This window comes from Anderseniella sp. Alg231-50, assembly GCF_900149695.1.
Lineage (GTDB): Bacteria > Pseudomonadota > Alphaproteobacteria > Rhizobiales > Aestuariivirgaceae > Anderseniella.
On sequence record NZ_LT703004.1, the window covers coordinates 268,633 to 294,387 of the forward strand.

Consider the following 25,755-nt stretch of genomic DNA (forward strand, 5'->3'; position numbering starts at 1 on the left):
TTTCAGCTTTCGATAATTTCCAGACCGTCGGGACCACCTAGTATCGCCATGCCGGCCATTCCAATAAACAAGCCGTGATCGACAACACCGGGGATGGTCGAGATCACCGACGCCAGCTTCTGGGCATCGGGAATTGTGCCAAACGCGCAGTCGATTATCACATTGCCATTGTCGGTTACAAACAGTTCGCCGTCGCGGATACGCAAAGCAAGCGCGCCATTGCAACCGGCCCATTTACCGGCGTGTTCCAGCTTCATGGCCGTGGCCTTGACGCCAAAGGGGACAATTTCGACCGGCAGCGAGAACGCGCCGAGCGTTTCAACCTTCTTGGTGTGATCGGCAATGACGATCATCTGTTTAGATGAAGACGCCACGATCTTTTCACGCAGCAGAGCCCCGCCCCCGCCCTTGATCAGGGTCAGGTTCGCATCCAGTTCGTCGGCACCGTCGACCGTCAGGTCGAGCACCGGCTCTTCATCGAGCCGGGTCAGCGGGATGTTGAGGCTTTCCGCCTGTTCGCGGGTTGCTTCGGAGGTTGGCACGCAAACGACATTCAAGCCGTCCGCGACCATTTCACCAAGTCCTGCGACAAATTTCTCTGCCGTGGACCCCGTCCCCAATCCGATCTTCATGCCTTCGCTTACGTGCTGCAATGCCTCGCGCGCGGCGGCTTCCTTGGCCTCGTCAGGTGTCACGTGTCCAGACCGCCCATCAGCATGTATTTCATCTCTACATATTCCTCTACGCCATGGATTGAGCCCTCGCGGCCAATACCGGATTCCTTGACACCGCCAAACGGTGCGACCTCGGTGGAAATGATGCCTTCATTGATACCGACAATGCCGTAATCCAGCCCTTCACCGACACGCCATACCCGGCCGATGTCGCGGGTATAGAAATAACATGCCAGGCCGAACTCGGTGTCGTTCGCCATCTTGATGGCTTCTTCCTCGGTCTTGAACCGGAACAGCGGCGCTACAGGTCCGAAGGTTTCCTCACGGGTTATCTTCATGTCTGTGGTGACATCACGCAGGATGGTCAGTTCGTGGAAATTGCCGCCGAGCGCCTTGCCGCCAGCCACGACACTTGCGCCATTGTCGACAGCGTCCTGGATATGCTCCTGCACCTTGTCGACGCCGGCCTGGTTGATCAGCGGCCCGGTGGTCACGCCGTCCTTGGTGCCGTCACCAACGACCATCTTGTCCACCGCTTCCTTCAGTTTCGCGGCAAACGCGTCATAAACACCGTCCTGCACCAGCAGGCGGTTGGCGCAGACGCAGGTCTGACCCGCATTGCGGTACTTGGAAGCCATGGCACCGGCAACCGCTGCGTCCAGGTCGGCATCATCGAACACGATGAACGGCGCATTGCCACCCAGTTCCATGCCGACCTTTTTCACCGTGTCGGCGCACTGCTTCATCAGCACCTTGCCGATTTCCGTGGAGCCGGTGAAAGTCAGCATCTTGATGGTCGGGCTGGAGGTCATTTCCCCGCCGATTTCCGACGCCTTGCCGGTCACCACATTGATGATGCCGGCAGGTATGCCGGCGCGCTCGGCCAGCTCACAAAGCGACAACGCGGACAAGGGTGTCTCGGAAGCCGGCTTGATGACGATGCTGCAGCCCACACCGAGCGCGGGACCTGCCTTGCGGGTGATCATGGCGTTCGGAAAATTCCACGGCGTGATCGCTGCAACGACACCGACCGGCTGGCGGGTGACGACAATACGGGCATCTGCCTTGTGGCTCGGAATGGTCTCGCCATAAATACGCTTGGCCTCTTCGGCAAAAAACTCGATGAAGGAGGCGCCGTAGGCAATTTCGCCACGGGACTCAGCCAGCGGCTTGCCCTGTTCGGCGGTCATGATCTGGGCCAGATCTTCCTGGTTCTCCATGATCAGATTGTACCAGGTGCGCATGATGTTGCAGCGCTCCTTGGCGGTCCTCGCGGCCCAGTCCGTCATGGCCCGGTCAGCGGCTTCGATGGCCTTCCTGGTTTCTGCGACACCAAGCTTGGGCACCGAGGCAATCACGTCTCCCGTAGCCGGGTTTGTGACTTCAATGATATCGTCACCCGAAACCCAGTTGCCATCGATATAGCACTGCTCTTTCAGCAGTGATTTGTCCTTCAGAATATCTCGCAGTGCTTGGGATTTGATCGCGTCCATTTTCGGGAACCTCCTCACTTGTCAGGTTTGTTGGCTGGCGGTGTAGCATGGCCGGCGTCACACTCCAAGCACATCAGGTTGCATCACGGACGTATCCAACGCATACCTGCAGCAACTAACAAACAGAGCGCCATGCGTGGCGGTGATGTCACCTGATCGCTGAATGCTCTTGCGAGGAAAAATGGCCAAGTCTGCAGTAATTTTCGATCTGGACGGGACACTTATCGATACGGCTCCGGATCTTTGGGGAGCCACCAATCACGTCCTGAAAGCGCATGGGCGGCGTGAAGTGTCTCTGGACGATGTTTACGAAATGGTCGGCATGGGCGCCAAGAAGCTGATAGAGCGCGGTTTCGAGCGCACCGGAGAGCCTGCCCGCGCAGACATGATCGATATCCTGTTTCGCCAGTTCATCGACTTTTATTCAGCCAACATCACCGCCCGGTCAAAACCCTATCCCGGCGTACTGGCACTGCTTGACGAATTGAAGGCGCGCGGCGTCGGCCTTGCCGTGTGCACCAACAAGCTGGAACGCCTGTCGGTCAAATTGATCAACGGCCTCGATATGGATCATTATTTCTCAGCCGTCATCGGACCGGACACAACCGGCGTGGCAAAGCCTGATCCAAGGCCGTTGTTCGCCGCCATCAAGGCAACCGGTTGCCTGCGTTCACGCGCCGTCATGATCGGCGACAGCGCCACCGACATCCGCACAGCACAGGCCGCAGCCATACCGGTGGTTGCCGTCAGTTTCGGCTACACGCATACCCACGTATCAGCGTTTGAGCCCGACCATATCGTGGATCATTTCGACGAGGTGCTGCCGATACTCGAAGGCCGGTTCGCAGCTCACGCCTAGGGTCGCGGCCCATTAATCCGAAAGACAGCGAACGATTGCTGTGCACACGAAGCGACCATTGATCTCGAGTGCCCTAATGTCCGCTCCTGACCCCAAGCGGTCATGCGGCTGCATCTGCCCGACTTCGGTTAGGCGCCATTTCCCGGCATCATTGAGCGCCGACGCTCATGTCCGTTTCTGAATGCAGAACAGACAAATGTTGTGAAGGTAGGACTTCGGGGAGAGGCCAAGAGTAGGACAATTCATGTAATTTCGACGCTCGTATCAACTAACACCAGCGACTGAGTGAAACGATTTGGGACCAATGTACAGTCGTGAGGCACCTTGACTCAACTGCCTGTATCTTTCACCGTGCGAGGCTTGCTGGTCCGTTTCGGGGGAAATGCGCTGAATTTTTCTTCCCCTATTTCAACCACTTACAACAGTTGCTAATTTGAGGAGCGCGTCTTGTTGAGATTTTCCAGTACACTATTGGTTTTAACAGCGTTAATCTCTCCTCAAACTGCGTACAGTGCCGACAAGGCACTAGGGGAAACCAGATATAACGAAACCTGTATTAACTGCCATGGACCAGCCGGAAAAGGCGTAGCCAGTTATCCAAAAGTTTCTGGCCAAGAGATTTCATATACGACTGCCAAACTAGAGGCCTACAGAAAAGGAATAGAACAAGGCTCAAACTCATTCCTCATGATTCCGATGGCCAAGCCATTGACTGATGAGGAAATTGCAAATCTGGCGGTGTATTTGAAAGATGCGAAGTACGTTGTTGAATAGGGAGAGAAAAATGAAAAAAATATCTAGTAGTTTTTTATCCGGAGCCCTGGCGTCTGCCTTGATCTTCGGTGTGCCTTTGGCTGCCCAGGCAGACGGTCACGAAGGCATGGACGTACCTAAGATCAAAGCAACGGTTGTGTTGAAAGGATTAGAGAATCCTTGGGACATGGCTTTCCTGCCGGACGGCACGATGTTCTACACCGAAAAATGCAAAGGTCTCTCTGTCAGAACTAAAGATGGGACCGTGAATGCACTGTATGGCGTGAAAGGGTCCTCAGGCTATGCCGCCACTGGCGATGACCTTTTTTGTGAAGCGCAAGCTGGTGTGCTTGGCGTGGTTCCAGATAGGCATTTCGCCAAGAACCGCATCCTCTACCTCTACTCGTCTTCGATGAAGTATCGCGGCGATGGCTGCAAAACCAATTTTGAAAGATGCGACGGCAACATCGTCATGAGGTTCAAGGTCAGCGATGACCTCAAGAGCGTTTCTGACCGGACGGATATCGTAACTGATATTCAGTATAAACCGTTCAAGTCCAATCAGCCTTTTGGTGACCCGGGCGCTCACAATGGCGGCAGACTCCGCGTTGGGCCCGGAGGCTATCTTTGGGTAGCTGGTGGCGACCGTCACAGAGGAGTTTGTCCTCAGGATCCAAAGCTACTGTGTGGTAAGGTTCTGCGGATCGATGGGGACGGCAATGCTCACCCGGACAACAATCCTCCCGAAGGCTTTGACAAGCGCATATACACGTATGGGCATAGAAACGTTCAGGGCATAGATTTCCGCGCAAGCGACGGCAAAGCGTTCACGGCTGAACATGGCCCGTGGCATAACGATGAAATCACCGCTCTTGTCAATGGCGGCAATGCCGGTTGGGACCCCGCGCAGAACACAGGCGGCAGAGGTGAGTGCCCGGACGAATACTGTGGTTACGAGCCAAATCAGAAAGAGGGAATGGACCCTGCGATTCGTGCTGCGTACACTCCGATGAGCGACACTCGCTTCAAAGACCTGATGCCGGCTACATGGAACAATAATGGGTTCTCCCAAGGAACCGGCTCTGCCGCTTTCCTCAAAGGTAGCAACTGGGGTATCTACGAGGGTCGCCTGGCGGTCGGCATCATGGGTATCGGTTTTGGTGGCACACCAGCAGGCTCGAGAGTTGACATGATCAGCATCACTCCTGATGGTCTGGGAATCAATGGAATCACGCGGATGCCTCTCGGATTCTCGAAGAGATTTCGTGGCCTAGTCATGGGGCCAGACAACGCGCTTTACGTTTCTGTCGATGCTGGCGAGATCTACAAAGTGACAGCGGAAAGCATGAAGTAATTCAGCAAAAATGAGCACCCGCGCCACAGAAATGGCGCGGGTGTTTTTTTGAATAAGTTGAGTGCGAAATCTCGGTGGCGAAGGCTCAGCTACTGAAACATTTTATTGATCGCACAAGATTCCGGAAAGGCGCTCCGTCGCTGAGCCCTTCGGTATCTGACGCTTTGGCTTTTCCGTCATGTCAGTGTTCATCGCAGGATTTTTCCAGTGCTTATCTGAGAAAAAAGTATTCTGCAATATTCTCACCGTGCGCTCAGAGCAGTCGATTTCCAATAAGCTTTGATAACTTGAAGCCCCCATGACGGACGTTTTGTACCGGACCCTACTCCAAACTCTATGTAAATTTTCGATCCTTTTCACGCGTGAAGTATCAGAAAAATAGACATCGCCATTCAATTCCTGGGAGTACATGCGCCACTCGCCTTCTCCATCGCCAGTAGCCGAGGCTTCACTCGCCATGATGGCTGTTAGCGCAGAGTAGATCAAAAATGCTGCTGTCTTATTTCTGGTCATCAAGAAGAAACTTCGAAAAGTCTTATTTAGGTGGGCGTCAAAATTTTGTGGTGTTTCAACTGTTCGAAGTTGCATGTCGTCGGGTACAACATCACATCGAACAAGGTCCAGTTCCTTGTTCATAATCTGGCTCAAGGGACTGCCATTGTAAAGCGCCCATCCTATGTACCACCCAGCGGTAGGTTCAAGGGATCAGCGGTTTCAGGTTGAGTGTTCAATTGTGCACAATTCACGCCGTGGCTAACCGGGACTATTTGTACGCATCCACGAAGTTCTTGAGAATCTGGCCCGGCACCCGGACGTCCTGCTGATGGCAGAACTCGATGATCCTGTCGGCGTCCGACGGCGGAAAGTAACCCTTGTTCTTGTAGATATTGATGCGCGCTTCAAAAACCTGGCTGTCGGCCTCCGGGTGAAACTGGGTCGCGTAGACGTTGGATTTGTAGCGGATCATCTGGTACGGGCACGGACCCGACGCCAACAGGTGCGAACAGCCGTCCGGCAGGCCCTGCACCGCTTCCTTGTGGCCGACAAAAGCCATGAACCTGTCCGGCAGGCCGGTGAGCAGCGGATCGACCTCCCCGTCTTCAGTCACCTGGCATTCAACGGCGCCGACCTCTTCGCTGAACCGTTCCTTGTTGACCTTGCCCCCCAGATGATGGGCCAGGATGCCGATACCATAACAACACCCCAGGTACGGAAAATCTGATTCCGTGATGGCCGGCATCAGGTTCAGGACCGCATCCTCTATGCGCTTTTCAATCTCGGATTTTTTGGTCTCCGCATCACTGACGCACCCCGGTCCGCCCCCGACGATGACGCCGGCATGATCCTCAAGCTTCAGATCGCCGGGAATGGGGTCACGCTCAAGCCTGATGCGAACCGTCTCGGATTGATCCAGCCGGCCCTGTTCGAGAATGGCCCGGTACTCGTCGTCCGACGCTTCCGTCTCGGGGCGAAGCTGCAGGATAAGAAATGGTTTCATGTGTCGTCTGCATTGCCTTTGTGATCCTGTCGGTAAATGCGGAGAAAACCGCTTCAAGTCAAGCAGGCGCGCGTTCGATACGCCCCAGCACCATGCCGGCAATTGCCGTCAGGGCCGCCATCGGCAGCAGGTAGACCAGTGACATGGTCCAGCTGCCGTTACCCGTCGCCACCAGCCAGGTGGTGACGGCAGGTCCGATGAGTTGCCCGATCGCCACGCACTGCAGCATCAACCCGTTGACGCTGGAAACATGAGCCCGGCTTGGTGCATGGCGGGCAACACCGGCAAACAGTGATCCCGGTATCATGCCGCCAAAGCTTGAGAACAGCACGGCACCAGCAATTCGCACCGGCACAGGCAAAGCGGCACTCATCACCATGACCGCGCCCAGCGCCATGGCCGCACTGGCCAGAAGAATGAGGGCTTGCCGGCGCACGCCCCGGTCGAGCAGGAAACCGGCAGCAATGTTGCCGGTTGTATTGACCACCATGATCATCGCGCCGACAGCAGCAGCCGGCGCCAAATCCCATCCGGCGCGTTCGACCAGGATCAGCGGGACAAACGACGTGACCGCCATGTACTGCCCCGAGTAGCATCCGAACACCGCCCCCAGCATGACGGCACCCGGCGTCTTCAGCACCGCTTTTACCCGCCCTTCCCCGACACCTGGCGCATCGTTGGGTTCGCGCGGCGCCGCCCAGACCAGCGCGGCAAAAAACACCACATAGCTCGCCGAAATCAGCAGCCACAGGCCGCGCCATCCAACGCTTTCGATGACGACCCCACCGGCCAGCAGGATCATCCCAGCACCAAGCGGCAGGTACGCACCCCAAAGCCCCATGGCCGTCTGGCGGGTACGGTCATCCGCCAGCCGCAGGACGAGACCGGGCAGCGACACGGATATCATGAAGAAGCCGACACCTTCGACAACCCTGCTGGCAATCAGCGTCACACCGGTGTCGACGGCCGCGCCCGCGGCACCGGCGGCAGCGGCCAGTACCAGACCGACCAGCGCAAGCCGCAGCTGTCCCCATTTGTCGGACAGGGCCCCGAAAAACAACCCGGCGACAGCGGCCACCAGTGAAAACATGGAGACAACAAGACCTGTCTGAAACAGCGACAGGTTCAGTTCGGTCCGCAATACCGGCAGCGCGGCAGGCGCCTTGCCGACCAGGAACGCAGCCGCCACCCCGGTGAGAAACACCGCCCAGATGCGCGGCCACTGACCACCATTTTCACTTGCCACCGACACGACTCTTGTTGCCCTACCCCGATTTGCCGGGATAGTGCCACCGCGCGCGGCTGATTACCATGGCGTGTGTGTCAGGTCTTTGTCTTGCGGGCTGCCAACACCGCATCCAGCGACCAGTGATCGCGGTGACGCAACAGCCACAGGGCTACCATGGCCAGGAACGCACACAAGGCAACGGTGACATTCCGGTTCACCGGAAAGCCGTCGTCATTGATTTCAAACGGGGCAAGGTATTGCGGCCACTGGCGGAATATCGTGAAGCCATGCATTGCCGCCAGGGCCGCATAGCTGACAATCCGGGCCCAGCCGGCAAACACCAGCAGGCAAATGACGATCTGCACTCCGGCAATGGCATATACCTGCCACAACCCCAGATCGATTGAGTCGAAATACCTGGCCAGTTTCTGATACTGCACCGGCGCGAAAATCTTGTTCACCGCCCATACCAAAATGAACCACGCACATCCAACGCGCAGCAACAACAGCGCCAGGGCCTCACTTTGGTACGGTGTCGGTAATCGCATCCTGAAACCTTCCGAATTGTTTGGGGAACAATTTGCACATCACCTGAGTATCAAGCCTGATGCTGTTGCGGGCTGACATATGCGTGAACTTGCGTCATCGCATGCGCAAACAGCCGGTTGACGGCACACGCACAGCGGTAGAGATTGGAATTTGAACGTTACATCAGGCTGACCAGATGGCTTCCAACGACAAACCCGCATTCTCCCCGCGAGACCGGACATGGCATCCCAAGGGGCTTACTCCCGCCTACAATTCCTCGGTGCTGCGGTCACCAAAGCGTGCCCTGCTGCAAATGCCGACTTCGCTGAGCGAGACCTCAGGCCCGGTGTTTGGCCACAACATGCTGGGCGAACACGATGCCGACATGTTGCGCAACGCCGTCGTCGACGGAGATCCTGTCGGTGAACGCATTGTAGTATCGGGCCGGGTACTGGATGAATATGGCCGGCCCCAGCCAGCGGTGCTGATCGAGGTTTGGCAGGCGAATGCCGGCGGGCGCTACCGGCACGTCCGCGACGGATATCTTGCACCGCTCGACGACAACTTTTCCGGCTATGGCCGATGCCTGTCAGACGAACAGGGCAACTATTCGTTCCGCACCATCCGACCCGGTCCCTACCCGTTTCCCAATAACGGACCTGCATGGCGGCCGGCCCATATCCACCTGTCGCTGTTCGGCGCCTCTTTTGCCCAACGCCTGATTACACAATTCTATTTCGAAGGCGATCCGCTGATCGAACATTGCGCCATAGTCAATGCTGTCAGCGACCCTGCCGCCGTCGACCGGATGGTTGCGAAGCTCGACCTCGACAACGCGGTGCCGTTTGACGCGCTCGCCTACCGCTTCGACATTGTGCTGCGTGGCCGCGATGAGACGCCGTTCGAAGCAGGCCACGGCCAATGAAGAAAACCATGAAGGAAACCCCCTCCCAGACGGCCGGTCCTTATGTTCACATCGGTCTGTTACCTGCTGCTGCGGGCATAGACGTTCCCGGGCACGGCATTACCGGCAATACCGGGTTGAGCGGCGGCACACCTGTCAGCATTGCAGGCGTCGTTCGCGATGGCGCCGGCGACATCGTCAAGGATGCGCTGCTGGAGATATGGCAGGCGGACGGTGACGGCGGGTTTGGAGACGGCCACAAGGGTTTTGCGCGCTGTCACACCGATTTCGAAACCGGCGAGTTCCGTTTCGAAACCGTGAAACCTGGCCCGGTTGCATGGATCAACGGTTCACCCCAGGCACCACACCTGACCCTGATGATCTATGCGCGCGGCATCAACATCCATTTGCACACCCGCATCTATTTTGCCGATGAAGCCGATGCCAACGCCGCAGACCCGGTGCTCAACGCAATTGCTGATGGCCGTGAAACCCTGCTGGCCAAACCTGACAATAGTTCCAACAACTCCTACCGGTTCGATGTGTCGCTTCAGGGCGAGGCGGAAACCGTGTTTTTCGATATCTGAGGAAGCTAATGACCGATCCCTGCATCATCTGCGTTGCCATTACCGGGTCCGTGCCGACCAAGGCGGCAAACCCTGCCGTTCCGATTACCATCACCGAACAGGTCGAGAGCACACAGGAAGCCTTCGAGGCCGGTGCCTCTATTGCCCACTGCCATGTCCGCAATGACGATGAAACGCCGACATCCGATCCGGACAAGTTTGCCCGCCTGGGCGAGGGCCTGCGCAAGCACTGTCCCGGCATGATCATCCAGTATTCAACCGGCGGACGCTCCGGCGCGGGCCATGAACGTGGCGGCATGCTGCCGCTGCGCCCGGACATGGCATCGCTGACGGTCGGCTCCAACAACTTCCCGACACGGGTCTACGAGAACTCGCCAGACCTGGTCGACTGGCTGGCTGCCGAAATGCTGAAACATGATGTCAAACCGGAGATCGAAGCCTTTGATCTCAGTCATGTTTTCCAGGCAGTGAAAATGGCTGAAGATGGCCGTCTGAAAGGACCATTATACGTTCAGTTCGTCATGGGCGTGAAGAATGCCATGCCGGTCGACAAAGAGGTTTTTGACTTCTATGTGAAAACCCTGAACCGGTTGGCGCCGGACGCGCAATGGTGCGGTGCCGGCATTGCGCAAAACCAGATTGTGCTGAATGACTGGTGCATCGCAGCAGGCGGCCATGTCCGGACCGGGCTTGAAGACAATGTGCGTCTTGACCGCAATACGCTGGCACCGTCCAATTCCGCGCTGGTGAAACGCGCTGTCGAACTGTGCGAAAAACATGAGCGGCCTGTCGCAAGCTGGCAGCAGGCGCGCGATATTCTGCAGCTCCCACTGGCTGCGTAAGGAGTTTACCGATGTCCCACGTCTTTCCGAGACATACCAGGTCCAAACTAGCCACTGCGGTGGCCGGCGATGGTCCCTACGTCATCGATGCAGACGGCAAGCGCTACCTGGACGCCTGTGGCGGCGCCGCTGTTTCATGCCTCGGCCACTCCAACGACGTCGTCCGCGAAGCCGTGAAAGAACAACTCGACCAACTGGCGTGGGCACACACCAGCTTCTTCACGTCCGAACCTGCCGAGCACCTGGCCGACATGCTGATCGAACGGGCGCCAAAGGGCATCGACCGGGTGTACTTCGTGTCCGGCGGGTCGGAAGCGACCGAAGCCTCGATGAAGCTGGCCCGGCAGTACTTTCTGGAAAAGGGCGAACCCAACCGGCGCCATGTGATTGCGCGCTGGCAGAGTTATCACGGCAACACCCTGGGTGCACTTGCTGCCGGCGGCAACCGCTGGCGCCGCAAGCAGTTTGAACCGTTCCTGACCGCAGCCATGCATCACATAGATGCCTGCTATTTCTGGCGCTGGGCGCAGGCCGGTGAAACGCCTGAAGCCTACGGCCTGCGCATGGCCAACCAGCTTGAGGAAAAAATCCTGGAGCTTGGCGCAGACAGCGTTGCGGCGTTCATTGCCGAACCTGTGGTCGGCGCCACGCTTGGCGCTGTTGCGGCAGAGGCCGGGTATTTCACGCGCATCCGGGAAATCTGCGACCAGTACGGCGTACTGCTGATCCTGGATGAAGTCATGTGCGGCATGGGCCGGTGCGGCACGCTGTTTGCGTCAGAACATGACGATGTCAGGCCCGATATGGTCTGTATTGCCAAGGGTCTCGGCGCCGGTATTCAGCCGATCGGCGCCATGTTGTGCTCTGCCGAAATCTATTCGGCAATCGAACAGGGTTCAGGCTTTTTCCAGCATGGCCATACCTATCTTGGCCATCCGGCCGCCTGTGCAGCCGGTGTAGCGGTATTGCAGGAGATCGAGAGCAACGACCTCTTGAGCAACGTCAACGCAATGGGGGCCAAACTGATGACGGCGCTTGAGGCCCGTTTCGGGCAACACCCTCATGTCGGCGACATACGCGGCCGGGGCCTGTTCCTGGGCGTTGAGCTGGTTGAGGACAAGGATACCAGGCAACCGTTTGATCCGGCGCTCAAACTGCATGCTGACATCAAGAAGCGGGCGCTGGCCGGCGGCCTGATGGTGTACCCTATGGGCGGTACTGTTGACGGACAGGCCGGCGACCACGTACTTATCGCACCACCGTACATTATCAACGAGAACCATGTTGGCGAAATCATCGACAAGCTCGATGCTGCCATCGATGGTGCCCTGGACGCCTGCAAGGCTGCATAACCTTCATGTCTGAAACAACCACGCTCACGCAACTTGGCGCTGACAGCGCCCTGCCCGGCTCACCAGATGAGGCGACGATGGAACGTGTGCCGGCGCCACACCAGGATACCGATTACCTGGTGCGGTTTGCGGTGCCCGAGTTCACCTCCATCTGCCCGGTCACCGGCCAGCCGGATTTCGCCCACCTGGTTATCGACTATGTTCCGCAAGAGTGGATCGTTGAGTCCAAGTCGCTGAAACTTTACCTCGGTTCGTTCAGGAACCACGGCGCTTTCCATGAGGACTGCACGGTACGTGTCGGCCGCGATATCGTGACCCTCCTGAAACCCAAATGGCTGCGCATCGGCGGATACTGGTATCCGCGCGGCGGCATTCCAATCGACGTTTTCTGGCAAAGCGGCGAACCGCCGAAGGGCCTGTGGTTGCCGGACCAGGGTGTCCCGCCCTATCGCGGCCGGGGATAAGTAATAAGGGGCAAACTGAAAACGCGGCACTCCTGAGGAGAACCGCGTCGGAAACCTGTATATCTTTGAGGGGTTTCTAGTCTCTGGACGCCCGGCGCCCTACCCGCGCGGTGTATACATCACGCTTGTTGATAGCCTTGAACTTCATGGTCTCGCCGTTCTGGCTGTTGGTGGCCACGAACCAGTCACCGTTCTGGGTGATGGCGCCGCACTTGTACTTGCCGCGGGTCCATGAGCGCCACGCAATGCACAATTGCTCGTCCTTGATGACCCAGACACCCTTGTCTTCCTTGCCGAACGCACGACCCAGCATGGTGCCGTCATCCTTTGCGGAAATCAGCAGGCGGTAGCCACCGGCGACACGGGCTTCATAATGACCGGGGAACAGTCCCTCCAGAGCATCTGGTTCCATGGAAAGCTCATCCGCCGGAGCGCCGGCGGGCTGTTCTGCCTGCGCGATACCTGCGAAAGAAAACGCAAGCATGGTTGCGGCAAAAGTTATAATCAGCTTTTTCATGGAGAACCCCTTGGACAACTAACTTTACTGGACACGACAGAGCGCAGATTCGGGCTGTCCCGTGCTCAACTCTGTATAATTTTCGCTGAGATCAGTATGTGCCCGTATGGTAACTATTGGATTAACGTATTGTCCAAAAGCTACGACATCATGCGGATTTCGTGTCACAATTGAGACCTTGAAGGCTTGGTTAACCTGCCTGGCAACCTGCTGAATTGCCAGCATTTTCCACTAAACCTCAGCGAAACTCTCGATAATCTCCAGGTGCTCTGTATCCAGACTACGGCCGGGGTTCATGCGGAATTCAGAACAACTTTGCGTGTTCACCCAAACAAGCGTCGCTACAACAGGTTGAAAAAGGCTTTGCGGCATACCCGAAGCTGGCTAGGCTCTTGGTGCGGCGGACGTGATGATCCGCTTTACAGGTATCCAATCGGAGGGATTAGCGATGGATTTAACCTCAATTATCGTACAGGCCATCGGCGGCGCAGCAGGCGGTACAGCCGGCGGCAAGCTTATCAGCGGCGGCAATATGGGTCAGGTGGGCAACCTGATTGCAGGCGCGGTCGGCGGTGTCGGCGGCGGCTCGCTGCTTGGCGGGTTGCTGGGTGCAGCCGGTGGTGATGCAGGCGGCGGAATGGACATAGGCGCCATTGCAGGCCAGCTCGTCGGTGGCGGTATTGGCGGCCTCGTTGTCCAGACCATTGTCGGCATGATCAAGAACAAGATGATGGGCTGACCATTTCGCCAACACCGAAGTCGGCCGGGGGTGTCGGGCTGACTGCTGCGACACCCTCCCTACTGCCTGATCTAGAATTCAGTTTTCAAACCTGGTCAGCCGGCAATGGCTTCCATAAGCGCTGACTTGTCGAAATTTGCACCGCACAACAACACCACATTGATCTGGCCGGCGTACTCCTGCTGATCTGCAAGGTAACCCGCCAGGGCAAGACCAGCAGCGCCTTCAACGATCTGCTTCTCGGTCCAGGCCAGCGCGCGCAGGGCAGCAACGATCTCTTGTTCATTGCAATGGACCACCCGGTCGATCACCTCTGATGCCAGTTCAAGAGTTATCGCATCTTCATCAACCCCACCGGCGATACCATCTGCAAGGGTGTCGAGATGTTCGGTTTCAACCACGCGGCCGGCTGTAATCGATGCTGCCAATGCGGCGGAGTTACTGGCACTGACGCCAATGATGCGGCAACCGGGAAGGAACGATTTTAGCACCGACCCGATACCGGAAATGAGTCCGCCGCCACCCATCGCGATGAAGACGTTATCGATGTGCGGCAGTTGTTCGAGAAGTTCCAGCCCGATGGATCCCTGTCCGGCGATGACTTCGGCGTCATTGTAGGGTGACACGTAGACGTAATCACCACCTGCGGCCAATGACTGGGCATGGGTTTCCGCGAGACCTGACTCGGCACCATGCAAGATCACCTCGGTACCAAAGTCCTTGATTTTGGCGAGTTTCGCCGGCGCCACGGTTTCAGGCAGAACAACCGTCAGTTTGTGCCCGGTGATCTGCGCGGCGTGCGAGCAGGCAATGCCGTGATTGCCTGATGAAGCGGTGATCAGCGGGCGGTCAAGCGGCAGCGATGTGAGCTTGGCCGTCGCTCCCCTGAGCTTGAACGATCCGGTGGTCTGGAAGTTCTCTGTCTTGAAATAGAGTTCCGTGTTGTCAGGTAAAACGGCGCACGACTTCAGCAGCGGCGTGTTGACCACATGGTCGGCAATCCGGCGCCGCACCGAAATGCTGCGCGCAGCCGATGCAAGCACCGAGTTTGAAGGTGTCGAAGATACCATGGGGCAAGTCTCTGTCTGTGAGAGGTTACATTGATCCGGTCGGCCGGCTGCAGTTCAGCCGAACGTGTCACACTGGCGAATGTCGCCAGTCTGAATGCCACGCTTGAACCATTCGACCCGCTGGGCGGACGTACCGTGGGTAAAGCTTTCCGGCACGACATATCCCTGGCTGCGCTTTTGCAGGCGGTCATCGCCGATCGCTGTCGCGGCGTTGATGCCTTCTTCAATGTCACCTTGTTCAAGAATGTTCTTGTTGTCGCGTGCCCACACGCCGGCCAGACAGTCGGCCTGCAATTCCATGCGCACCGACAGACGGTTGGCTTCGGTTTTTGAAGAGCGCAGGCGCGCGGCCGTCACCTTTTCTGCAATACCCAGCAGAGTCTGAACATGATGACCAACCTCATGAGCGATGACGTAGGCATGCGCAAAATCACCGGAAGCGCCAAGACGCGTGCTCATGTCACGGAAGAAACTGAGGTCGATATAGATTTTCTTGTCGCGCGGACAGTAGAACGGCCCCATGGCCGATTGGGCGGCGCCACAGGCTGACTGCACATAGCCGGAGAACAGCACCATGCGCGGCTCCTGGTATTGACGATTGTTTTCCTTGAATATCCGGGCCCAGGTGCGCTCCGTGGTCGACAGTACCTTGCTGGCAAACTTGCCCATTTCATCGTTTGCCGCCGGGGCGCCCTGTTGCTGTTGCGTCTGAGGCACCTGCTGCGTCTGCTGTTGCAGACCGCCGCCGCCCAGCATTTCCAGTGGGTTGACGCCGAACACCAGCCACATGATACCGAGGATGACGATGGTTCCGATGCCGATGCCACCGCCGCCACGCCGGCCCATGGGGATACGAAATCCTCCGCGCCGGCCACGCTGGCCGCGACGGTCTTCTACATTGGAACTTGCTTGTTCATCATCCAGCCGCATGGCTTCATTCCTTTATCGCACTCACAAACCCGTTTTTTGCAGTTTCGCCGCAACGGGGGCGAAACATCAAGTCATAAGTGCAACCGGAAGTGGATCGGACCGATTATTCCACCTAGGCGGTCCTGGCCAGGTCGTCGCCGTTTTCAGCCGGATAGGTCGGGTAAAGCCCGCGACCTTCGGCTAGCTGTTGTACAAGAGCCAGCACGCCGTCGATAGCCGGTGTCGCAATGTCGGCAACGCGGCCCATTTCCTGAACGGCCGTGACCAGTGCATCGATTTCCATCGCCTTGCCGGCATCAAGGTCCTGCAACATGGAGGTACGATGTGCACCCACACCGGCTGCGCCATTGATGCGGCGCTCCACATCGACGCGGAAGCTGGCACCCAGTTTCTCAGCCAGTGTCTGCGCCTCAAGCATCATGGATTTTGCCAGGGCACGGGTGCCCGGTTCGGTCGCAACCACGTCCAGGGTGGCACCGGTCAGGGCAGAAATCGGGTTGAAACAGAGATTGCCCCATAATTTGAGCCATATTTCAGAGCGGATGTCTTCCAGCACGGGGGCGCGAAGTCCGCCCTGCTGCATCGCCTTCGACAGGGCTTCACAGCGCGGCGACACCGTGCCGTCCGGTTCGCCGATCGAGAACTTGTCCCCGTAGACATGCTTGATCACGCCGGGCTCGATGATTTCGGTTGCCGGATAAACCACACATCCAATTGCCCGGCCCGGCCCGAACACGGTCCACTGGCGGTCGTCGCGGTCAACCGCATCCAGCCTGCTGCCTTCAAATTCCCCCGGAAGCTTGTGGAAATACCACCACGGCACGCCGTTCTGACAGGTGACAACTGCCGTATTCGGTCCCAACAGCGGTTTGATGCTTTCTGCGGACTGCCAGGCCTGGTGGCTCTTGAGCGCGATGACCACATAGTCCTGAGGCCCCAGGTCCGCCGGGTTCGATGTTGCCGTGACCGGTACGGAAACGGTTTCGCCGTCCCGGATCAGCGTCAGGCCGTTTTCCTGCATGGCCTTGAGGTGAGGCCCCCTGGCAATCAGCGACAGTTCGACGCCCGGGACCTGTGCCAGGGCATGGCCCATGAAACCACCAATTGCGCCAGCACCGTAAATGCATATTTTCATTGCAGAAAACCCTTCAAGCCAAACCGGATATGAGGTGTTTCTACCTGCGCGCGCGCGCGCGGACAAGCGACTCATTCCACCATATGGTAGAAATACGTCCTGTTATGCATTTCAAGAATTTTATTTTGATTTATCTATTTGAAAAATAATGACTAAATTTAACGGCCATTACCTAAACGAATGACAATTCGACTTCAAGCGTGGAATTCATCCCACATGGTGGAACGCGCCGGTGCGAAAACCAGCTGGCAGTCAACTGAAATAATCTTCCAGCCCACCCCGCCGGCGGATATCCAGTGTCGCGCAGTGAAACGCACCGCCGAAGGGTGCATAATGCAGGAACGAACACGGGATCGGTTCAAAACCCCAGCCTTCCAGCGCTTTGATCATACCGACGTGGTGCTTTTCACAGATCACCCGCTTTTCATCGATCATCATGACATTCATGCTGAGCCACTTGCCGCACATTGACGTCAGTTCGAGCATCCTGTCACCGACAATCGGATCCGGTTCCGGTGCCACGAGAATGTCCCAGTCCCTGAACATGTCAGGCAGATCATCCGCATCGATATACTCAGGATTGATCAGAACCTTGCCCGGCGCCAGCGGCATGAAGGTGGTATCAATATGCATGGGCTGAGGGCATTTTCCACGCAGGGTATGGATGCGGTATTCACTGCCCAGATGGCGCTGTAGCCACTGGATGCCCATTTCGTTTGTCACATTGCTCTTGATGACGAAAAGGTCCCGTCCGCACCGGACGAAGTCCGCAGCATCAAACACCGGCTCCCATTCATTGATGACGTATCTGACCTCTTCGCCATACTCCGGGATTGTATAATCCTGCACGAACAGCTCATCAGCCAGCTCGGGTTTCGGTGCGGATGTCCAGCGCGCACCTCTGCGGAAATAGTCCTTGAGGAGTTTGCGGTAGGAGTGGGTTTCGAAATAGCGGCAGGGCCAGGCCATCGGCGTTTCAATAATTTCATCGCCCACCACGATCATGGAATCACGCGGGCATGTGTTGCAGAAGCCACGCGACTTGAACTGCGGCGTTTGCAATTTCTGGCGGTAATTTACCGCATCGGGGCGAACCACCTTGATGTCGAGGCTTTCAAGCAGTTCAACGAAACCATCAAGTTCCTCCTGAGCCGGCCCGGTCATGATGCCGGGATACTTTATGCCCGCGAACAGTCCGAAAATCTTACCTGTCACACCCGGCACATTGCAGGTCACCACGGGATGGTTGGACGGAATGACGGCTCCGTCCAGGCGTCCGACCATTACCTCCTCCAGTGGGTCCCATTCATTGTGGGAGCTAACCGGGGAGACCACCTCGCACTCGGTAAGGTCGATTGCTTGCTCGATCTTGTTCATTTTCCTGGTTCCTTTTACCGGATGAGGCAGTGCTTCAGGTGCCGATCAGTTTCAGGCCGACGACGCCGGTTAAAATCATGCCGAGACAGGCAAATTTCGCGAGGCTGGCAGGTTCCTGCAGAAACAGCACACCGACGGCAACGGCCCCGGCGATTCCAATGCTTGTCCACACCGCGTATCCGGTGCTGATAGGAATTGATTTGAGAGCAATTGCCAGCATCGGGAAGCTGGCGACCAGGCACATGACTGTCCATGCGGTTGGCAGCGGACGGGTAAACCCGTCGGAAAACTTGAGCCCGACGGCCCAACCAATTTCGGCTATGCCGGCAGCAAGCAACCACAGCCACGCAGCGGTCGGACCGGGGGTGTAACGGGCGATCATATCAAAAAACTGCACGCGAAGCGCTCCTGCACATATTTGAAAGGGACAACGGGAGTGTCCTATATCGTGCGGGCGAAAGTCAGGTCAAACTGCGCGCGACGCAACGCAACTCAATTCACGATGACATGCATCTTTGTGAAGATTGCGTGACTGCCGGACGCGCACATCATTGAGCTATTGTGCAGGCGTCTCTGCCCTGGCGGATTTCACCTTCGTCCAGATAATCTTGAACAGAGGCAACAGGATCAGGATGATGGCGATAACCGTAATCGGCCCGGCGATCGGACGGGTGAAAAAGATCGACGGATCACCCGAGGACAACAGCAGCGACTGGCGCAATGTCGGCTCGGCGATGGGACCCAGTACAATGGCCAGCACGGCGGGCGCGAGCGGGTAGTCGAGTTTACGCAAGAAAAATGCACCAAGACCGAAACCCAGCATCAACCAGACGTCGTGCATGTCCTTCGTGGCAGCATAACCACCGACTACCGACAATACGAAAATCATTGGAGCCAGAATCGTGAACGGCATGCGCAGCATCCAGATAAACAGCGGAATAAAGGCTATATTGATCACCAGCGCGAAGAAGTTTGACACATAGAACGACCCGATCAGACCCCATACAAACTCACTTTGATCCGTGAACAGCCGCGGACCCGGTGTCAGACCCCAGATGACCATGCCGCCAAGCAGGATGGCTGTTGTGGGCGACCCCGGAATGCCGAGTGTCAGCATAGGCAGCATCGCACCGGTGGAGGCGGAATTGTTGGCCGCCTCGGGTGCCGCGACACCACCAGGATGACCCTTACCAAACTCTTTCGGTTGCCTGGCTACCATTTTGGCTACGCCGTAAGACATCAGAGAGCCCGGCGTCGCACCGGCAGCCGGCAGAATGCCGACAAAGAAGCCCAGGAAAGAACCAATGGCAGTCCCTTTCCAACCCCGCTTCATGCCTTCCTTCGCATCTGACGCAATACCCTTGACCGACATCTTTGCGTCCGTGGACGTGATCTTGCCGCGGGTGGAATCGATGGTCCAGAGCATCTCACCGATGCCGTACACGCCAATGGCCAGCACCAGGAAATTAACCCCGTGAAGGAAACCGGAAATGTCGAAAAAGATCAGCCGCGGCGCGCCGGATATCTCGTCATAACCCACTGCCGCAAACACCAGGCCTATGCAGATCGAGAAAACGGTCTTGGGAATATCGTCACCCCCCAAACCCACAAACGTGGCAAATGCAAGCAGCATCAGGGCAAAGATTTCCGGGTTGCCGAAACTCAGTGCGACCGTGGCAAGCGGCGGTGCAAATGCGGTGAACAGGACATTTGACACGGTTCCGCCGATGAATGATGCAATCGCAGCCGTGATCAGTGCCAGACTTGCCCTGCCCTTCAGGGCCAGCGGCCTGCCGTCAAACGTTGTGGCGACGGCCGTAGAAGCACCTGGAATTCCAAGCGTGATCGAACTGATCGCCCCGCCATACATGGCGCCGTAATAGATAGCTGCAAGAAATATGATGGCCGATGCCGGCGGCACCAGGAAGGTGATCGGCAACAGGATGGCCACGCCGTTCACGGATCCCAGCCCCGGCATGGCACCGATGAACAGCCCCAGCGTCACCCCGACAATAATCAACAGCAGGTTGGTTGGCTGCAATGACAACCATAAACCATCACTGAGCAGTCCGAGAATTTCCATCATGATGTCACAAGCCCCTCGCGTGCAGCGCCGTCAGGCGCGCTTCGGTCAATAAATGATCGTGTTGAGATAATTGAAAATCGGCTCAAGAAACTTCATGCCCTTGGGCAGCGTGATACGCATCAGCGCTTCGAAGAAAAAGAAGAAGACAATCGGCACCGACGTTGCGATTGTCATGGTGAGCATCCATGTATGACGGCCAAGGAAGCGCAAATAGTAGATCAGGAAGACAAACATCGCGCCGTACATGGAAATAATGTTGACCAGTGCGATGAAACCAAAGATCCCACCGCCAACCAGCAACAGCATCTTCTTGCCATAGCTATCGAGAAACGGTTCGGTTGACTGAGAGGGCGGTGAAGTTCGCCGAAAACAATTGACTGCAATGAAGCCGGTACAAATCAGCATGATGCCGGAAAGCCAGAACGGCCAGGCACCGCCGCCAGGGCCCTCGCCGGTTATGTAGCCAATTTCCAACTCTGAACTCTTCCACATCAGATAGACTGACATCAAAGCAAGAACAGCAGCCGTAACGAATTCTGCGCGCCGCATGGCGGCTCCTCCCATACGCCCTCGATCGAACGTGCCAAGAGGCTCGCACGTGAAGGCGGATATTTTGTATCAGGTGGCTGGAGCAGCCAGATCCACAGACCTGAATGCCCCAGCTTGTTGCGTTCGTCCCAGAGCGCCCGGCTTAACCGCCGATCGCCTTCAACAGTTCATTGTGCCGGTCGACCTGGGTTTTCCAGTATTCCTTCTGGGTCGCAGCGTCCATCGGCAACGGCTCAAGGCTTTCAGACTTCATATAGGTCTGCCACTCTTCAGTATCGTAAATTTTCCCGAAGAGATCGCGGTAATAGGCGGCAGCCTCGTCCGACATCCCCGGCGCACCAACAACAGCACGCTGGTTGTAGTAGGAGAAGTCCTTGCCGAGTTCCTTGACCGTGCGGGTGTCCGGCAGGTTTGGCAGGCGCTCATCAGAAAACGCAATCAACGGAACCACGTCACCAGATTCAAAGAAGCCCTTGGCTTCCGCCGGATTGTTCACAGATGCCATGATCTGCTGACCGGCGAGGTCCTTGGCAACGGCACCGCCGCCCTTGTACGGGATGTACTTGATCTTCACGTCGAAGTTCTTTTCCATCCACGCGATGACGATGGAGTCTTCCTGGCCCTTGCCGGTGCCGCCCATGACATATTCGCCATTGTCAGCTTTAACCTTCGCCAACCATTCCTCGAACGTCTTGATACCTGAGTCCTTGTGAACCCACAGAACAAACGGGTCTACGCCCATCATTGTAACCGGGGTGAATGTCTGAATGTCGATACCAAGGTTTGGCTGGCGAATCGGCGTGGTGAAGAAGGAATTCAAGGTCACCAGAATTGAGTGGTCCTTGTCGCTGGCGCCGTTCAGGGCGATCAGTGCTTCAGCACCTGAACCGCCACCCTTGTTGTTTGGCACGAGCGGGCGAACCGTCAGGCTCTTCTTTTCGGCCACTGACTGAAGGAAGCGGGCGATCTGATCGGCACCACCGCCGGCACCAGCCATGATGACGAAGTCAATCGGCTTTTTCGGCTCCCAGGCATGGGCCGGGGTTGTCGTTGTGACAACGGATGCCATCATCCCGGTTGCAAACATGAATCCGAGTGCAATTCTTCTAGTAAGTTTCATTTCAGTTCTCCCTTTGGGGTCGTTGACAACAACAACCATGTTAAGTTGCTGCTACAAAATTGAAACCCTGGCCACCAGACCGCCGTATCTGTTGCCGGCTTATTTCCGGTACCTGTCCACAATGTGGAACCATCTGATATACCAGCTAAAATTAAGAAATCTTGGCGTGTGGTATACCAGTTGACGGCCGGATCGTATCAGATTGGCGGTCGGCATCAAGCAAAACCGGACAGGTTGTCGCAGATTCCCCGATGTTTTTCCGCACAGTGGTTACTCCTTTCTCCTTTAGCTTACAGATCAGGCTGAATCCGGATTGAAACACCAAAATCCACATCCCTGACTGCCTCAAAACTGTTAGAGCAACATTGTGGGTTCATTCGGACCCAACTTGCTCCAGATCAGGACAAATTTTGATTTTACAACCAAAAATCCTTGGCCTGATCGCATCCAAATTAACAAAGCAACTCTTTGGCCTCGAACGAGCCCATAAAGTTGCCCTAATGCGCCATCAACACAGGCATAGCTGCATGATCGACAACATATTGCGTGGCGCCTCCAAACACCATCTCCCGACCCCGGCTTGAGCCGTAAGCCCCCATCAACAGACAATCGGCATCCACCGATTTGGCCCCCTCGAGCAATGCATGGCCGGCATTGCTGCCAGACTCGATTTCAGTGTGGTTCGCATTTATGTCATGATCAGACAGGAAGTTCAGCACGTGCTCGCCGGTAAGTTCCAGATTGTCGCCTGCCATCGTCATGACAGACACCGTGGATGCCGCTGTCAGCAGCGGCATTGCCAATGATACTGCCCGAGCGGCCTCGCGTGATCCATTCCATGCTACGGCAATATGGCTGCCGATCTTTTTGGGCGGCGATTGTGGCGGGCACATCATCACAAGTGAGCCTGTGTTCACCAGGGCCGCCTCAAGTGTATTGCGGCCCACCGCCCTGTCACGATCGGGACGTGCCACCGCTACGACATCAGCCAGCCGACCCCGCGCTGACACGATGTTTGCCTGCTTGCCGCGCTCGATGCGCCAGGTGGCAGACAGTTTGTTCTTGGGGTGAGGTTTTCCAATATCAACCAGGGTCAGTTTGTGGGTCGCGGCATAGTCCTCAAACTGTTTGGTGATCTGCGCTTCTTCCGCGTTGGCAAGGTCATCGCCGGATTTCGATATCTGCTCGCGAAGGATGGCTGGCACGGAAACGCCAAACGGGATCAGATCGTCCGGTGCCGGGCGGCAATGCACGGCTTCTATGTGGCCGGCCTTACCGGCCAGCGAGAGGGCGTGATCGAGCACGCTTTCACCTTTGCCGTCGTTTCTGATCGGAACAAGAATTCTGCGAATTGCCATAATACCCTGGTTCCTAACTGCCCAATACCGTTCCGGCTGCCACCCCTGCCTGCCCGGCCCAGTCCTGGGCAGCCATCTTTTCACCACCGGAAGGCCGGACCCGCATGATACAAATCCGACCGCCAATCAACTGTACGACAACGCCCTCATCCGACACACTGACGACTTTAGAGGACACACCGTCACCGGCCACTAATTTGCAGTCGTAGATCTGGACCTCGTTTCCATTCAGCGTTGTCCACGCCCCGGGACTTGGGTTGGTGCCGCGGATCAGATCGTAAACCTGCTTTACCGGTTTGTTCCAGTCAATCGCGGCGTGCTTCTTCGTGCAGCGCCGTTCATAGGTTGCATCAGCCTCGTCCGGCACAATGCGTGGCGGTTTGCCAGAGCGGAAAAGTTCACAGACCTCGATCACGCTTTCAATGGCGGATGGGTAGATCTTCTTGAAGTAGAGATTGATTACCGTGTCATCCGGTGCAATGTCGCACTCCCACTGCAGGAGACTGTCGCCCTCATCAAGCCCGTCGGTCGGATAGAACCAGCTATAACCCGACTTGGTTGCCCCCATGATGATCGGCCAGTTCACTGCGCTGGGACCGCGATGCAGTGGCAGCAGCGAGGGGTGGAAGCAGATTGATCCCAGTTTCGGTGTATCGCGGGCTGCTTCGGGTACGAACACGTTGACGAAAGCCATGACCATCAAATCGGCATTGCAGGCAGCCAGCGTGTCCAGCGCGTCCTGTGCGTCGAAATTCGCAGGCTGATGTACCGGCAAACCCTTTTCCTGAGCAAACTCCTTGATCGGGTCTAAGGGCCTTCCCTCCCGGTCGGGCTCGCAATACACAGCGACGACTTCGTCCTTGCCGGCCTCAAGTATCTTTGCCAGCGCGTCCTTGCCGAAGGCCTGCTGGCCCATGACGATGAGGCGCATTGGATCGCCGGGCTTTTGCCAGTTCATTGCCATTGTTATTGCTCCCGATCGTATTGTTATTGAGCCGCCTGCTTCATCTCTCCGATGGCACCGGATGCCCTGATCTGGTCGACCTCGTCGGCAGAGTAGCCCAGCACCTGTGTCAGAATTTCTTCAGTGTGCTCACCCAGCAATGGCGAGCGTTTCACATCAGCGGGAGAGTCCGACAGCTTTACCGGCATGCCCACGGTGAGGTAACTGCCGCGCTCGGGATGATCCACCTCAACCACCGTTTCGGTTTCACGAAGCGAAGGCTCTTCGGCGATCTCCTTCATCGACAGGATCGGGCCGACGGGAATGTCCTGCGGATTGCAGATTTCCATGACCTCGAACTTGGACTTGGTCTTGGTCCATTGCTCGATGCGCTCGAAGATCTGCTCCAGCTTGTCCAGACGCGCAGGCGGTGTTGCATAGCCCGGATCGGTCTTCCAGCCGGGCTCACCGATTGTATCGCAGACCTTTTCCCATACGGCTGCCTGGGTGATGAAGTAAGTGTAGGCATTGGGGTCGGTTTCCCAGCCCTTGCACTTGAGGATGGCGCCGGGCTGGCCACCACCTGAATCATTGCCGGCACGCGGCGTGGCATCGCCAAATTCGATGCCCTTGCCGAACTGGGTGTACTCGTTCAACGGCCCATGGGCCAGGCGCTGCTGGTCACGCAACTTCACCCGGCACAGGTTCAGAACACTGTCCTGCATGGCAGCCAGCACGCGCTGGCCCTTGCCGGAATTGATGCGCTGGTACAGCGCCGACACAATGCCGAATGCCAGGTGAAGGCCGGTACCTGAATCACCGATTTGCGCGCCGGTCACCAGGGGCGGCCCGTCCAGAAAGCCGGTCGTGGAGGCTGATCCGCCGGCGCACTGGGCCACGTTTTCATAGACCTTGCAGTCTTCGTACGGGCCCGGGCCGAACCCCTTGACCGAGGCATATATCATCTTCGGGTTCAGTTCCTGAATCCGCTCCCAGGTAAGCCCCATGCGATCAAGCGCGCCGGGGGCAAAGTTTTCCACCAGCACATCACAGGTTTTCACCAGCCGCTCGAGCACGTCCTTGCCCTGCTCGGTCTTGGAGTTGAGCGTGATCGAGCGCTTGTTGTGATTGAGCATGGTGAAGTAAAGCGAGTCGGCATTGGGTACGTCACGCAGCTGGCCGCGGGTCGCATCGCCTACGCCGGGACGCTCCACCTTGATCACGTCTGCCCCGAGCCAGGCCAGTAATTGCGTACAGGTCGGGCCGGACTGAACGTGTGTGAAATCCAGAACCTTGACGCCTTTGAGTGCCTGCATTTTATCCTCCCGTCTGGATCATTCAGCGATCAGGTTGAAAACCCGGTCTGCTGGAAAGATGATCCTTTGCAATGTTTGT

The 25,755-nt window shown here is 57.0% G+C and carries 27 protein-coding genes; 9 read left to right on the plus strand and 18 right to left on the minus strand.

Annotated features, from left to right (window positions below; translation table 11 throughout):
• Positions 1-2 precede the first annotated feature (2 nt).
• Both rpiA and DHN55_RS13830 read right to left on the minus strand, forming a co-directional pair.
• Entirely contained in the window at positions 3-695 is a 693-nt protein-coding gene (rpiA, locus tag DHN55_RS13825) for a ribose-5-phosphate isomerase RpiA (protein ID WP_108882075.1), read from the minus strand.
• Positions 692-2,167, minus strand: a complete 1,476-nt coding sequence (locus DHN55_RS13830; protein ID WP_108882076.1) for a succinate-semialdehyde dehydrogenase — start codon at positions 2,165-2,167, stop codon at positions 692-694. Before DHN55_RS13830 ends, rpiA begins: the two co-directional genes overlap by 4 nt.
• A gap of 181 nt (positions 2,168-2,348) precedes the next feature.
• On the opposite strand from DHN55_RS13830, the gene DHN55_RS13835 reads away from it, so the two are divergent.
• The 3 genes from DHN55_RS13835 to DHN55_RS13845 all read left to right on the plus strand — a co-directional run bounded on the left by DHN55_RS13835 (position 2,349) and on the right by DHN55_RS13845 (position 5,133).
• Positions 2,349-3,026, plus strand: coding sequence for an HAD family hydrolase (locus DHN55_RS13835; RefSeq protein WP_337660304.1), 678 nt, complete (start codon positions 2,349-2,351; stop codon positions 3,024-3,026).
• A 447-nt stretch (positions 3,027-3,473) separates the two neighbouring features.
• Entirely contained in the window at positions 3,474-3,800 is a 327-nt protein-coding gene (locus DHN55_RS13840) for a c-type cytochrome (protein WP_108882078.1), read from the plus strand.
• Between the two features lie 10 nt (positions 3,801-3,810).
• Positions 3,811-5,133 carry a PQQ-dependent sugar dehydrogenase gene (locus DHN55_RS13845; RefSeq protein WP_108882079.1) on the plus strand — a complete coding sequence of 441 codons (1,323 nt, stop codon included), beginning with the start codon at positions 3,811-3,813 and terminating at the stop codon, positions 5,131-5,133.
• Positions 5,134-5,235: 102 nt separating this feature from the next.
• On the opposite strand, the gene DHN55_RS13850 is transcribed toward DHN55_RS13845, so the two are convergent.
• The 4 genes from DHN55_RS13850 to DHN55_RS13865 all read right to left on the minus strand — a co-directional run bounded on the left by DHN55_RS13850 (position 5,236) and on the right by DHN55_RS13865 (position 8,407).
• Positions 5,236-5,769: a surface-adhesin E family protein gene (locus DHN55_RS13850; RefSeq protein WP_108882080.1), complete on the minus strand. Its 534-nt coding sequence runs from the start codon at positions 5,767-5,769 to the stop codon at positions 5,236-5,238.
• Between the two features lie 127 nt (positions 5,770-5,896).
• A complete protein-coding gene (locus DHN55_RS13855) occupies positions 5,897-6,631 on the minus strand; it encodes a glutamine amidotransferase (protein ID WP_108882081.1) in 735 nt (244 codons plus the stop codon).
• 58 nt (positions 6,632-6,689) lie between these two features.
• On the minus strand, positions 6,690-7,877 hold the full coding sequence (locus DHN55_RS13860; protein ID WP_337660305.1) for an MFS transporter: 1,188 nt from the start codon (positions 7,875-7,877) through the stop codon (positions 6,690-6,692).
• Positions 7,878-7,954: 77 nt separating this feature from the next.
• Positions 7,955-8,407, minus strand: a complete 453-nt coding sequence (locus DHN55_RS13865; RefSeq protein WP_108882083.1) for a DoxX family membrane protein — start codon at positions 8,405-8,407, stop codon at positions 7,955-7,957.
• Between the two features lie 176 nt (positions 8,408-8,583).
• On the opposite strand from DHN55_RS13865, the gene pcaH reads away from it, so the two are divergent.
• The 5 genes from pcaH to queF are packed head-to-tail and all read left to right on the plus strand — an operon-like array spanning position 8,584 to position 12,536.
• Complete coding sequence (pcaH, locus tag DHN55_RS13870) at positions 8,584-9,312, plus strand: protocatechuate 3,4-dioxygenase subunit beta (protein WP_108882084.1); 729 nt, start codon at positions 8,584-8,586, stop codon at positions 9,310-9,312.
• 8 nt (positions 9,313-9,320) lie between these two features.
• Positions 9,321-9,878 (plus strand): protocatechuate 3,4-dioxygenase subunit alpha, encoded by a 558-nt coding sequence (gene pcaG, locus DHN55_RS13875; RefSeq protein WP_337660306.1) that lies wholly within the window; start codon positions 9,321-9,323, stop codon positions 9,876-9,878.
• Between the two features lie 8 nt (positions 9,879-9,886).
• Positions 9,887-10,720: a 3-keto-5-aminohexanoate cleavage protein gene (locus DHN55_RS13880; protein WP_108882086.1), complete on the plus strand. Its 834-nt coding sequence runs from the start codon at positions 9,887-9,889 to the stop codon at positions 10,718-10,720.
• A gap of 11 nt (positions 10,721-10,731) precedes the next feature.
• Positions 10,732-12,072 (plus strand): aspartate aminotransferase family protein, encoded by a 1,341-nt coding sequence (locus DHN55_RS13885; protein WP_108882087.1) that lies wholly within the window; start codon positions 10,732-10,734, stop codon positions 12,070-12,072.
• Positions 12,073-12,077: 5 nt separating this feature from the next.
• Positions 12,078-12,536 carry a preQ(1) synthase gene (queF, locus tag DHN55_RS13890; RefSeq protein ID WP_108882088.1) on the plus strand — a complete coding sequence of 153 codons (459 nt, stop codon included), beginning with the start codon at positions 12,078-12,080 and terminating at the stop codon, positions 12,534-12,536.
• Between the two features lie 76 nt (positions 12,537-12,612).
• On the opposite strand, the gene DHN55_RS13895 is transcribed toward queF, so the two are convergent.
• Positions 12,613-13,053, minus strand: a complete 441-nt coding sequence (locus tag DHN55_RS13895; RefSeq protein WP_108882089.1) for a hypothetical protein — start codon at positions 13,051-13,053, stop codon at positions 12,613-12,615.
• Positions 13,054-13,501: 448 nt separating this feature from the next.
• Between DHN55_RS13895 and DHN55_RS13900 the strand changes: the two genes are divergently transcribed.
• Complete coding sequence (locus tag DHN55_RS13900; RefSeq protein WP_108882090.1) at positions 13,502-13,792, plus strand: hypothetical protein; 291 nt, start codon at positions 13,502-13,504, stop codon at positions 13,790-13,792.
• A 95-nt stretch (positions 13,793-13,887) separates the two neighbouring features.
• On the opposite strand, the gene DHN55_RS13905 is transcribed toward DHN55_RS13900, so the two are convergent.
• From DHN55_RS13905 to frc, 11 genes are all read right to left on the minus strand, one after another.
• Positions 13,888-14,862, minus strand: a complete 975-nt coding sequence (locus tag DHN55_RS13905; protein ID WP_108882091.1) for a pyridoxal-phosphate dependent enzyme — start codon at positions 14,860-14,862, stop codon at positions 13,888-13,890.
• A 54-nt stretch (positions 14,863-14,916) separates the two neighbouring features.
• The gene (gene ypfJ / locus DHN55_RS13910) at positions 14,917-15,792 is read right to left on the minus strand and encodes a KPN_02809 family neutral zinc metallopeptidase (protein ID WP_108882092.1); all 876 of its coding nucleotides are present in this window, start codon (positions 15,790-15,792) and stop codon (positions 14,917-14,919) included.
• A 112-nt stretch (positions 15,793-15,904) separates the two neighbouring features.
• Entirely contained in the window at positions 15,905-16,927 is a 1,023-nt protein-coding gene (locus tag DHN55_RS13915) for a 2-dehydropantoate 2-reductase (protein ID WP_108882093.1), read from the minus strand.
• Positions 16,928-17,179: 252 nt separating this feature from the next.
• The gene (locus DHN55_RS13920; RefSeq protein ID WP_108882094.1) at positions 17,180-18,304 is read right to left on the minus strand and encodes an amidinotransferase; all 1,125 of its coding nucleotides are present in this window, start codon (positions 18,302-18,304) and stop codon (positions 17,180-17,182) included.
• A 34-nt stretch (positions 18,305-18,338) separates the two neighbouring features.
• Positions 18,339-18,701: a DMT family transporter gene (locus DHN55_RS13925; RefSeq protein WP_337660307.1), complete on the minus strand. Its 363-nt coding sequence runs from the start codon at positions 18,699-18,701 to the stop codon at positions 18,339-18,341.
• Positions 18,702-18,860: 159 nt separating this feature from the next.
• Positions 18,861-20,390: a tripartite tricarboxylate transporter permease gene (locus DHN55_RS13930; RefSeq protein WP_337660308.1), complete on the minus strand. Its 1,530-nt coding sequence runs from the start codon at positions 20,388-20,390 to the stop codon at positions 18,861-18,863.
• 45 nt (positions 20,391-20,435) lie between these two features.
• Positions 20,436-20,939, minus strand: coding sequence for a tripartite tricarboxylate transporter TctB family protein (locus DHN55_RS13935; protein WP_108882515.1), 504 nt, complete (start codon positions 20,937-20,939; stop codon positions 20,436-20,438).
• A gap of 142 nt (positions 20,940-21,081) precedes the next feature.
• A complete protein-coding gene (locus DHN55_RS13940) occupies positions 21,082-22,059 on the minus strand; it encodes a tripartite tricarboxylate transporter substrate-binding protein (RefSeq protein ID WP_108882516.1) in 978 nt (325 codons plus the stop codon).
• Between the two features lie 497 nt (positions 22,060-22,556).
• Positions 22,557-23,417, minus strand: coding sequence for a universal stress protein (locus DHN55_RS13945; RefSeq protein ID WP_108882095.1), 861 nt, complete (start codon positions 23,415-23,417; stop codon positions 22,557-22,559).
• A 13-nt stretch (positions 23,418-23,430) separates the two neighbouring features.
• A complete protein-coding gene (locus DHN55_RS13950; protein WP_337660309.1) occupies positions 23,431-24,381 on the minus strand; it encodes a methionyl-tRNA formyltransferase in 951 nt (316 codons plus the stop codon).
• Positions 24,382-24,404: 23 nt separating this feature from the next.
• A complete protein-coding gene (frc, locus tag DHN55_RS13955) occupies positions 24,405-25,676 on the minus strand; it encodes a formyl-CoA transferase (protein WP_108882096.1) in 1,272 nt (423 codons plus the stop codon).
• Positions 25,677-25,755: the final 79 nt, after the last annotated feature.

Excerpts from the sequence above, each read along its gene's own strand:
- DHN55_RS13830 (WP_108882076.1), bottom strand. The coding sequence starts at position 2,167 with ATGGACGCGATCAAATCCCAAGCACTGCGAGATATTCTGAAGGACAAA.
- DHN55_RS13835 (WP_337660304.1), top strand. The coding sequence starts at position 2,349 with ATGGCCAAGTCTGCAGTAATTTTCGATCTGGACGGGACACTTATCGAT.
- DHN55_RS13845 (WP_108882079.1), top strand. The coding sequence starts at position 3,811 with ATGAAAAAAATATCTAGTAGTTTTTTATCCGGAGCCCTGGCGTCTGCC.
- DHN55_RS13850 (WP_108882080.1), bottom strand. The coding sequence starts at position 5,769 with ATGAACAAGGAACTGGACCTTGTTCGATGTGATGTTGTACCCGACGAC.
- DHN55_RS13855 (WP_108882081.1), bottom strand. The coding sequence starts at position 6,631 with ATGAAACCATTTCTTATCCTGCAGCTTCGCCCCGAGACGGAAGCGTCG.
- DHN55_RS13865 (WP_108882083.1), bottom strand. The coding sequence starts at position 8,407 with ATGCGATTACCGACACCGTACCAAAGTGAGGCCCTGGCGCTGTTGTTG.
- pcaH (WP_108882084.1), top strand. The coding sequence starts at position 8,584 with ATGGCTTCCAACGACAAACCCGCATTCTCCCCGCGAGACCGGACATGG.
- pcaG (WP_337660306.1), top strand. The coding sequence starts at position 9,321 with ATGAAGGAAACCCCCTCCCAGACGGCCGGTCCTTATGTTCACATCGGT.
- DHN55_RS13880 (WP_108882086.1), top strand. The coding sequence starts at position 9,887 with ATGACCGATCCCTGCATCATCTGCGTTGCCATTACCGGGTCCGTGCCG.
- DHN55_RS13885 (WP_108882087.1), top strand. The coding sequence starts at position 10,732 with ATGTCCCACGTCTTTCCGAGACATACCAGGTCCAAACTAGCCACTGCG.
- queF (WP_108882088.1), top strand. The coding sequence starts at position 12,078 with ATGTCTGAAACAACCACGCTCACGCAACTTGGCGCTGACAGCGCCCTG.
- DHN55_RS13895 (WP_108882089.1), bottom strand. The coding sequence starts at position 13,053 with ATGAAAAAGCTGATTATAACTTTTGCCGCAACCATGCTTGCGTTTTCT.
- DHN55_RS13900 (WP_108882090.1), top strand. The coding sequence starts at position 13,502 with ATGGATTTAACCTCAATTATCGTACAGGCCATCGGCGGCGCAGCAGGC.
- DHN55_RS13905 (WP_108882091.1), bottom strand. The coding sequence starts at position 14,862 with ATGGTATCTTCGACACCTTCAAACTCGGTGCTTGCATCGGCTGCGCGC.
- ypfJ (WP_108882092.1), bottom strand. The coding sequence starts at position 15,792 with ATGCGGCTGGATGATGAACAAGCAAGTTCCAATGTAGAAGACCGTCGC.
- DHN55_RS13915 (WP_108882093.1), bottom strand. The coding sequence starts at position 16,927 with ATGAAAATATGCATTTACGGTGCTGGCGCAATTGGTGGTTTCATGGGC.
- DHN55_RS13920 (WP_108882094.1), bottom strand. The coding sequence starts at position 18,304 with ATGAACAAGATCGAGCAAGCAATCGACCTTACCGAGTGCGAGGTGGTC.
- DHN55_RS13930 (WP_337660308.1), bottom strand. The coding sequence starts at position 20,390 with ATGATGGAAATTCTCGGACTGCTCAGTGATGGTTTATGGTTGTCATTG.
- DHN55_RS13935 (WP_108882515.1), bottom strand. The coding sequence starts at position 20,939 with ATGCGGCGCGCAGAATTCGTTACGGCTGCTGTTCTTGCTTTGATGTCA.
- DHN55_RS13940 (WP_108882516.1), bottom strand. The coding sequence starts at position 22,059 with ATGAAACTTACTAGAAGAATTGCACTCGGATTCATGTTTGCAACCGGG.
- DHN55_RS13945 (WP_108882095.1), bottom strand. The coding sequence starts at position 23,417 with ATGGCAATTCGCAGAATTCTTGTTCCGATCAGAAACGACGGCAAAGGT.
- DHN55_RS13950 (WP_337660309.1), bottom strand. The coding sequence starts at position 24,381 with ATGGCAATGAACTGGCAAAAGCCCGGCGATCCAATGCGCCTCATCGTC.
- frc (WP_108882096.1), bottom strand. The coding sequence starts at position 25,676 with ATGCAGGCACTCAAAGGCGTCAAGGTTCTGGATTTCACACACGTTCAG.